This is a genomic window from Psychrobacter sp. FME6 (genome assembly GCF_014861365.1).
Taxonomy (GTDB): Bacteria; Pseudomonadota; Gammaproteobacteria; order Pseudomonadales; family Moraxellaceae; genus Psychrobacter.
This window is the reverse complement of sequence record NZ_RRYW01000109.1, coordinates 1-8,221: the sequence shown is the minus strand read 5'-3', so window position 1 is coordinate 8,221 and position 8,221 is coordinate 1. Positions and strand designations below refer to the sequence as shown.

Annotated in this window: 7 protein-coding genes; 3 read left to right on the top strand and 4 right to left on the bottom strand. The window is 44.5% G+C overall.

The features are described from left to right. Positions 1 to 370: 370 nt before the first annotated feature. From EI162_RS12360 to EI162_RS12350, 3 genes are all read right to left on the bottom strand, one after another. Positions 371 to 811, bottom strand: a complete 441-nt coding sequence (locus EI162_RS12360) for a hypothetical protein (RefSeq protein WP_192524638.1) — start codon at positions 809 to 811, stop codon at positions 371 to 373. A 137-nt stretch (positions 812 to 948) separates the two neighbouring features. Further along, positions 949 to 2,523 carry an apolipoprotein N-acyltransferase gene (gene lnt, locus EI162_RS12355; protein WP_192524637.1) on the bottom strand — a complete coding sequence of 525 codons (1,575 nt, stop codon included), beginning with the start codon at positions 2,521 to 2,523 and terminating at the stop codon, positions 949 to 951. A gap of 337 nt (positions 2,524 to 2,860) precedes the next feature. Continuing rightward, complete coding sequence (locus EI162_RS12350; protein ID WP_192524636.1) at positions 2,861 to 3,760, bottom strand: CBS domain-containing protein; 900 nt, start codon at positions 3,758 to 3,760, stop codon at positions 2,861 to 2,863. Positions 3,761 to 4,238: 478 nt separating this feature from the next. Here EI162_RS12350 and EI162_RS12345 point away from each other — a divergent pair, with 478 nt between their 5' ends. Beyond that, on the top strand, positions 4,239 to 5,531 hold the full coding sequence (locus EI162_RS12345; RefSeq protein WP_192524635.1) for a DUF4105 domain-containing protein: 1,293 nt from the start codon (positions 4,239 to 4,241) through the stop codon (positions 5,529 to 5,531). 83 nt (positions 5,532 to 5,614) lie between these two features. Here the strand turns inward: EI162_RS12345 and EI162_RS12340 are convergent, their stop codons facing one another. Then, a complete protein-coding gene (locus EI162_RS12340) occupies positions 5,615 to 6,148 on the bottom strand; it encodes a YcgN family cysteine cluster protein (protein ID WP_413038393.1) in 534 nt (177 codons plus the stop codon). Positions 6,149 to 6,387: 239 nt separating this feature from the next. Here EI162_RS12340 and EI162_RS12335 point away from each other — a divergent pair, with 239 nt between their 5' ends. Further along, on the top strand, positions 6,388 to 7,125 hold the full coding sequence (locus tag EI162_RS12335; protein ID WP_192524633.1) for a dienelactone hydrolase family protein: 738 nt from the start codon (positions 6,388 to 6,390) through the stop codon (positions 7,123 to 7,125). A gap of 153 nt (positions 7,126 to 7,278) precedes the next feature. Further along, positions 7,279 to 8,169 (top strand): DUF2339 domain-containing protein, encoded by an 891-nt coding sequence (locus EI162_RS12330; protein WP_192524632.1) that lies wholly within the window; start codon positions 7,279 to 7,281, stop codon positions 8,167 to 8,169. Positions 8,170 to 8,221 lie beyond the last annotated feature (52 nt).

Sequence of the window (8,221 nt, the reverse complement as noted above, 5' to 3'; positions counted from 1 at the left end):
ACGATCTAAGTATAGCTTATTCTGAAATATCTATGCTAATTGATGACACGCCCTAGTAATTACACAAATACCCACAAAAAAACTCGCCCTCATTGGATGAGGGCGAGTTTTTTTAATATCGATGACGATGCTATTTTACTTATAGCGCTGTACTTACAACACAACTAAATCAACGATTTAAACCACACTGACTCTTACACGTCGCTGTATCACTCGCGTCTTTAACTAACCATATATAAATAACATAGTAGACCTCTTGCATAAGTCATCGCTAGCCCTTGTAACTTCGTCAGTTGAAGTCAATGAACTGGTACTTTTGCAAAAGGTCTAGTAATTGTAGCGCTGTGTGACGGTATGAAAAAGCTAAAAACTACTGTGCTACTGCCGTGTCATCAGCGGCATCACCCGCCTCTAAATCACCATCTGCTTGCTCAGTGGTCAAATCAGTATCAGCAACTGCCGCTTGATCAACGGTACCTTCAGCGGTTGCTGTGCCAGATTCAGCAGCAACGACAGCGCCGTCGGTATCTGCTGCTGGAGTGGCATCGGCATCGGCTGGTGCATCAGTCGTAGCGGCTGCATCAACCTCTTCTGCTGGTGCGGCGGCAGTTTCAGCTGGCGCATCATCTTCAGTAGTAGTCGCTTCTGCGGCAGCTACCTCTTCGGTAGTCTCAGCAGTAATATGTTCACCCGCTGGGCGCAGAAATCCTGAGATGCCGATAAGTAAGACGATAGCCAAGAATAAAGCAACGCCGCCCAAGGCAAACAAAAACTCTTTCTTAGGGTTGTTTTCGACAATATGTTCTGACATACCTTATCCACCTTGCACAAAATATTTAAAATATTGGCCTATTATATCGCAATTTATATCGATTTGTTAAAACCCTTAACTATTTAATGGATTTATTATTAAAAAACCTTAAAACCAAACTATATTATCATTTTCCACTACTTGACCAAACGCGTTCGCGGGGTCGCACGCTTGCCAAGATAGCTTAATAATAGCAAAAGCGCAATAATGATTAAGATAGGATAATTGCCAAAGCGCATAAAAGGAGTATTACCCACCCGCGCCTGAATATCACCGCGTAATACTGTCCGCTCAAACTGCGGTGCACGCTCGATGATACGGCCTTTATGGTCAATGATAGCCGTCACCCCAGTATTGGTTGCCCGCATAAACCAGCGGCCGTTCTCTAATGCGCGCATCTGTACCATTTGCAAATGCTGCAGCGGACCTGCTGAAGTGCCAAACCATGCATCGTTGGAGATGGTCAATAAAAAGTCAGTATTGATGGCATTTTTGCGTGTGGTATCAGGATAGGCCACCTCATAGCAAACTGCCGCCCCTAAATTATGTCCACGCACGCGTAGTGGTGACTGTTCATCACTACCACGACTATAGCTCATAATATCCTGACTGCCTGCCAAATTGGGTAAAATATCTAGCATACCTTCAAATGGAATATATTCGCCAAAGGGCACCAAACGCTGCTTTTTATACAGTCCTTCTGCTTCAGATCCTAACGCAATCACACTATTATAAAAAGGCGGATATTTATCCGTACTAGCATCAAAACCTGCTTCATCTTTATAAGGAATACCGGTGACCCAAGTCGTATTGGTCTCTTTGGCCATTTTGACCATCTCGTTGATAAAGCCCACGGCCTCGGTCTGAAACATCGGAATCGATGACTCTGGCCATAGGACAATATCACGTCCCCACTCGGTTCGTGTCAACGTCGCATAGATCTCCAAGGTCTCTATTTGGTATTCGGTCAGCCATTTTAAATCTTGGGGAATATTGCCTTGGATTAATGAGACGGATAAATCAGGCGTTCCTTTTGGCTTGGTCCATTGTGGATTAACCAGCCACAATACGCTGCTAACAACTAACAACGCTAGCGAGGGAATCATATAACCACTACGGCGGCGCAGTAGCTCCACCACACTTGCTGCTAATAATACGGCGACAAAAGACACCGCGAACACGCCAGCCACTGGTGCTAATGACGATAACCAATACTGTTCAGTAAAAGCATAGCCGACGAACAACCACGGAAAGCCAGTAAACAACCAGGTTTTCATCCACTCTTGTAATATCCACAGCGCGGCAAAAGACAACGGCTGCTTACCGACGAAACGATTAAAGACCAGCGCCAAAAAGCCATGAAACAGCCCCATGCCAAGACCCATCAGCGCAATCATAATCAGCGCAAGCCATGCAGGCGTCGCCCCATAAACATGGATAGAGGTATAGAGCCAAAACGCCCCTACACACCATAGCCCCGTACCATAAGCCTGACCGATAAGAAAAGCACGCTTGCCACTCATATCAGGTATCAATAATGCATACAAAATAGCAGGCGATACCAGTGCTAGCGGCCAGATACCGTAGGGTGCAAGCGCGAATATAAATACCGCCCCCGCCAGCCAAGCAATCAATACCGTCAGCCCCATCGGTAAGCCCTTTGGCTTATCGGGGTTTAGACGTTTTTGCAAATCAACCGTAGACAGACGCATAGCAATTATCCAGAATCGTATTATTCAATCATTTTAAATGTTCATTTAATGTTTGATATAGCGCTCGCCATATTGTGACGAGAGCCTGTTGAACACTTTCAAAGTTCACAAAGACTGTGCCTAAAAATCAAACCCGCCCATGATACCAGTCTGTTTAAAATAATGGGTAAATTTGCGTTGCAAAAAAGCCGACTTACAACCGCTATTTTGAAAATAAAAAAAACACGACCGCAATCGTGTTTTTATTGGTGTTTGTACGGTTATCTTTATTGGAAGACATGTCCTGATTTTGAAAGTTCAGTTCCGATTGAAGACACAGCCTAAGCCCATTATCCCGCTAGTGGCTGCCTATCAATATTTGCTGTTCAGGATTGACTTTACTCAGCTCAAGATTTTGAATAAAACGCCCTTCAACATCAGTAATAGTGATTTGCCAATCATCTATCACCACGCTCTCGCCCTCTAGATCACCGACATAACCCAGCGCCTGCATGACCAAACCGCCCATGGTATCGACATCGGTATCATCAAAGTGACAGCCAAGCTCGTCGTTACAATCTTCAATCACTGTCGACGCTTGCACGCGCCACGTATCTGGCTTTTCAGGATCAGCGACGATATTATTAATATCACTGTCTTCCTCAAAGTCATCATGCTCATCGACGATGTCACCGACGATTTCCTCGAGTAAATCTTCCATCGTTACCACACCGCCAAAGTTACCAAACTCATCGACGACAATTGCCATATGCACTTGAGTACGCTGCAAGGAGCGTAGCAAGGTGTCAGAACGCGCATTTTCACTGATATACAGTGGCTGACGCACCAAATCTCTGAGGCGTTTGCTATCAATTTTATCTTCTTGATCGCGTACCATATGCACCAAAATAGGAATCAAGTCCTTTGCCAATAAGATACCAATCACGGCATCATCGTCTTGGCTGTCAAAAACAGGATAGCGCGAGTGAGTCGTCTCAAGGATGATATCCATCACTTCAGCCAGACTGGTGCTTTCATGCAGCCCAACCACTTGGGGGCGCGGGGTCATAATTTCGCGAACTTGTGTCGCCGGCAAATCCAGCACGCCTTCTAACATATCAACCGTATCAGGCTCTAAGAACTGGCGCGACTGTTGCACTAAACCAATCAGTTCATCACGGGTTTCGGGGGCGGTCGATAGCCAGCGTTTTAAGCCTCGCATCGACCAACTACTCGGGCTGGGAGTGTCGTCAGACATGGTGGTGTGGTTTAACCTCTTTAGTTAATGACAATTAGAATAACAATTAAAAAAAGCAACAGAGAAAACATAAATGGGGATTAATGACCTAAATAAAAACCTGTGCGTTAAAACAGTTCGCTCATTAGTAGTGCCCTAATCCATAATAACTATATAACAAGCGCACCTAATATAGTCGATTCCAAATAAAACAAATACGTTATATTCCAACGTGGAACTGGTATGAATTTTTCTGGCTTGCTGTGCCTACGCCGACAGAGGCCACGTAAAATTCATCCCATTCCCGCTGTATCGTTTTAATATCGAATTCACTATAAATAGGAGCCGATAAATAATAATCAATAAGTAGACCAGTATAAATTAGCTCCACTTTATCGCAAGGCTTAGCGACATTCAACGACAAATTCACTCAAATTGTATTGTCAGTGTGTTATAAACTTTGCTATGGTCAAAGGCTGTGTTCCTCAAAGTAAAACCTATGTCGCTACGTACCTTTTTTTCTCGCCTGCTTTCGTCTCGCTCAACTGGCCATCATTCAGAAAATGGTTTAGACAATAAAGCATCTCATCCTAAACAGCCAACATCTAAGTGGCGACGTTATCTTTTGCAGTTTCTTATTGCGCTGACGCTGATACTGTCGGCGGTTTGGTTGCTGATGGCCATTTGGTATCAATTTGGCCTGCGCTCAGTCACGACATGGCTAGTAACCCTTGTCATCGCTGGGGTGCTGGTCGCTTTATTTGGTATCCGTTATTGGCCGAGAAACACTAAGCGGCTAAATGACCAGTGTTTAGCTCATAATCAAACAAACCAAAAAGTAGCAGCGAAATGGCTCACTGGTTTATACGCTGGTATTTGGTTGATTGGGCTTGGCTGGTTTTTCTCTATTGAGCCTAAACAAGAGCGCGATTGGATGGCTGAGGTGAGTGAGCGCGTGACTTACGAGCGTGATGCGAACAATCCTGATTTAATCACTCTCACCAACGTACGTAACTTTGATTGGCAGACCAACACTGAAGCGACTGAACGCTGGGAGACGCGCACCATCGATATGTCAAAACTGTCTGGCGTCGATGTGACCAATTCTTATTGGATGGGACCATTGATTGCCCATACCTTGGTCAGTTTTCGTTTTGAAGATGATCGACCGCTGGCCTTCTCGTTTGAGATTCGTAAAGAAAGTGACGAAACATTTTCCGCCCTTGCAGGATTTTTTAGACGTTTTGAGCTGAGTTTAATCGCCGCAGAAGAGCGCGATATTATTTATACCCGTAGTAACGCGCGCGGTGAGCAAGTGTATCTATTTCCCATCAGTCATTTGCAGCAGCATGAGGTTCAGGAGTTGTTTGAATCTTACTTGACCGCTGCCGATGAATTGAATGCCAAGCCCGCTTGGTACAATACGTTAATCAGTAATTGTACCAATATTATTTTTTATATGGCGCGTATTATCAGTGGCGATCGTTTACCGTGGGATTACCGGATTTGGGTATCTGGTTGGCTACCAAATTATCTATACGATGTCGGGATGTTGGATGCCGATACTAAAGAGCAAGGGCAGCCATGGTCGATGGATACGTGGTATGAGCGCACCCATATCAATGCCAAGGTTCGCGATTTTAACAATCAAATTAACCCAGCGTCTGACAGTAATAGTAATAGCAGTGAGTTTTCACGGCAAATTCGTCAGGATCTCCCGATTCCGCCACTGGCTGATTCGCAAGCTGGCGCTGAAGCAAAAGCCAAGTCTGCTGCTCAGGCTTCGCAGTGATAGCAATTTGTACTGTATTTTTTAGGGTCTGTTAAACATTCAAATGTGGCACCAGTGGTGGTTTAGAACTGACTATAGCCTGATTAAGGCGTAACCCAAGTGACCACGCGCATTTCCATATCTTCATCAGACATGCCTATTTCAGAAACACAGCGCCCAGCCACGCCAACATTAGCAGCGCGCATTTGTTGCTGGGTCACCACCGCATCTTGTGTCAATAACATATGCCAACTCGGCAAGTTTTGTCCTTTATACAAGCGTTTATAGGCACAGTGCGACGGTAGCCACATCATATCTGGTAGGTTGTCAATCGTCAGCTGAATACAGTCTGGCACATGCTCTTGGCGCGTATCGTAATGCTGGCAATAGCCCGTCGCACAATTCATAAGCTGGCAAGTCACATCAGTATATTCTACGACCTCCTCTTCATTGTCATCGTCCATATATTTAATAAGGCAACAACTGCCGCAGCCATCACATAACGCTTCCCACTCGCTATGGTTTAATTCTGCTAGCGTAAAACGCGACCAAAATTGCGGGCGCAAGGCATCGGTCGCTGACGCATCTAGTAGTGAAAGCTTATCTGGTTTTGATTCGATTTTTTCCTGAGGCTTCATATCTACACTAATACCAGCATCTAAGTTGGCCTCATGGTTGTGTAACAAATTTAGTGTCATAAAGTTGCCGTAGCATTTTGATAAAGAGCGTTACAGTATTATAGCTGTTTTTGCTTAACATGGGCGTTAAGGTAGTAAAAGTAAGGAAAACGATAAATTAAAAATAAAGAGCTTGTTGAAATTTAGCAGACAAATAACATTTTTAACGTAAAACTCATAACATAAAAAAGGACAATAATATGTCAATTAAAACCTTTGAATTAATCAGTACCACCGATAATGGGGTTGAGCTTATCAGCTATGTTGCGCTGCCAGAAAACGCCTCAGATGAAAATCCTGTAGCAGGTATTTTGGTCGCCCCCGAATGGTGGGGTGTGGTCGATCATCCAAAATCAGTCGTTGAACGCTTGGCCAAAGCAGGTTATGCCGCTGTGGCGATGGACGTCTATGGTGACGGCAAACTGACCACCGATGCAGCAATGGCAAACATGTGGATGGAACAAGTCCTTGCCGATCAAGACATGCTTATGACCCGCTGCCGTTTAATCCTCAATGATTTCAGTGACCAGTTGGCAGTTAATGGCGACAATTTAGCAGCGATTGGTTTTTGCTTTGGCGGCAAAGTCGTGCTCGATATGGCGCGCGAAGCCATGCCATTAAAAGCAGTCGCTACTTTCCACGGTAACCCATCACCAAAACAGCCAGCGGACAAAAACTTCACCGCCAAAGTATTGGTCGCCCACGGTCGTGATGATTCGATGGTATCTATGGAAGCGATAGAAGGTCTAAAATCTGAGCTAGACGCTGCCGATGTTGACTACACGATCGATGTGTATGATAACGCCAAGCACGGCTTTACCAATCCACATGCCGACGAGCGCGCTGCCAAAAACGAGGTAGATCTTGGTTATAATGAAACTGCGGCTAAGCAAAGCTGGGAAAATATGTTGGAGTTTATGAAAACTAATTTGGCATAAAGCTTTATAGTTTTTTATTATAGATAACGACACAACAATAAGGGCAGCTTACTATTTAAGCTGCCCTTATTGTTGCAATAGAATGACCAGTCTTGTGCTTATCGTCAAATAACGTCATTATCACTCTATTATCGGATGGATTGAGTGACGAGGATGCTATACCTATTTATCAACCAGCTGGGTTGGCTGGCTTTTATTGTTCTATTGACCGTAGTGGTCGCGTTATACGCTAAGATAAATAAGCAGCTTAAACAATTACGCGGCGACATTAGGCAATTACAAGCTGAGAGTAAACAGCATAAAAATAGTACGCCAATAGAAAATCTCGACCATTCTATCGCTATTAATACCGTAGAAGCAGAAGATAATGTTTCTGAGTTATCATCGGCACAAGCAGCTGATGTCACGCCAAGCACCTGGCCTCCTAGCTTAAGCGATTCACCATCTCAAGAAGCGAAAGCCACTTCTCCCGCCTCAGCTATACCGCCTTTTGACTCTATCAAAAACCGACCTGCAAAGCCGCAGGTACCAAAACCCAATTCTACTATAGAGCCTGATGAGCGCTCACTCCCTATCGTCACCTCTCTGATCCATTCCATTAAAAACTGGTTTTTTGGTGGCAATTTAGTGGTTCGTGTTGGTGTCTTAGTATTACTGGTCGGCGTGGTGTTATTGCTGCGCTTATTAAGCGACTATATCGAAATACCGATTACCGTAAAGCTCATTGCCATAGGAATTATTGGTTTAGGGCTAGCAGGACTAGGCCTAAAATTAGCAAAAAATCGCTTTGCTTACGGTATCACTTTGCAAGGCGCTGGTTTAGCGATTGCTTATTTGACGACTTTTTTTGCCTATAGCGTTTATCAGGTGCTAGCAAGTGTGCCGAGCTTTATTGGTCTTGGTATATTATCGGCCATTACGATTGGCTTAGCAGTGCGCCAAAACGCCTTACCCTTAGCATTATTAGCCTTATCTGGTGGGTTTTTTGCCCCCATATTGACCAGTAGTGATATCGGTAATTTAGTAACGCTATTCAGTTATTAGGGGCTGTATAGAATTCAAATCAGCGGCAGCCAGATAAAGACACAAGCGAGAA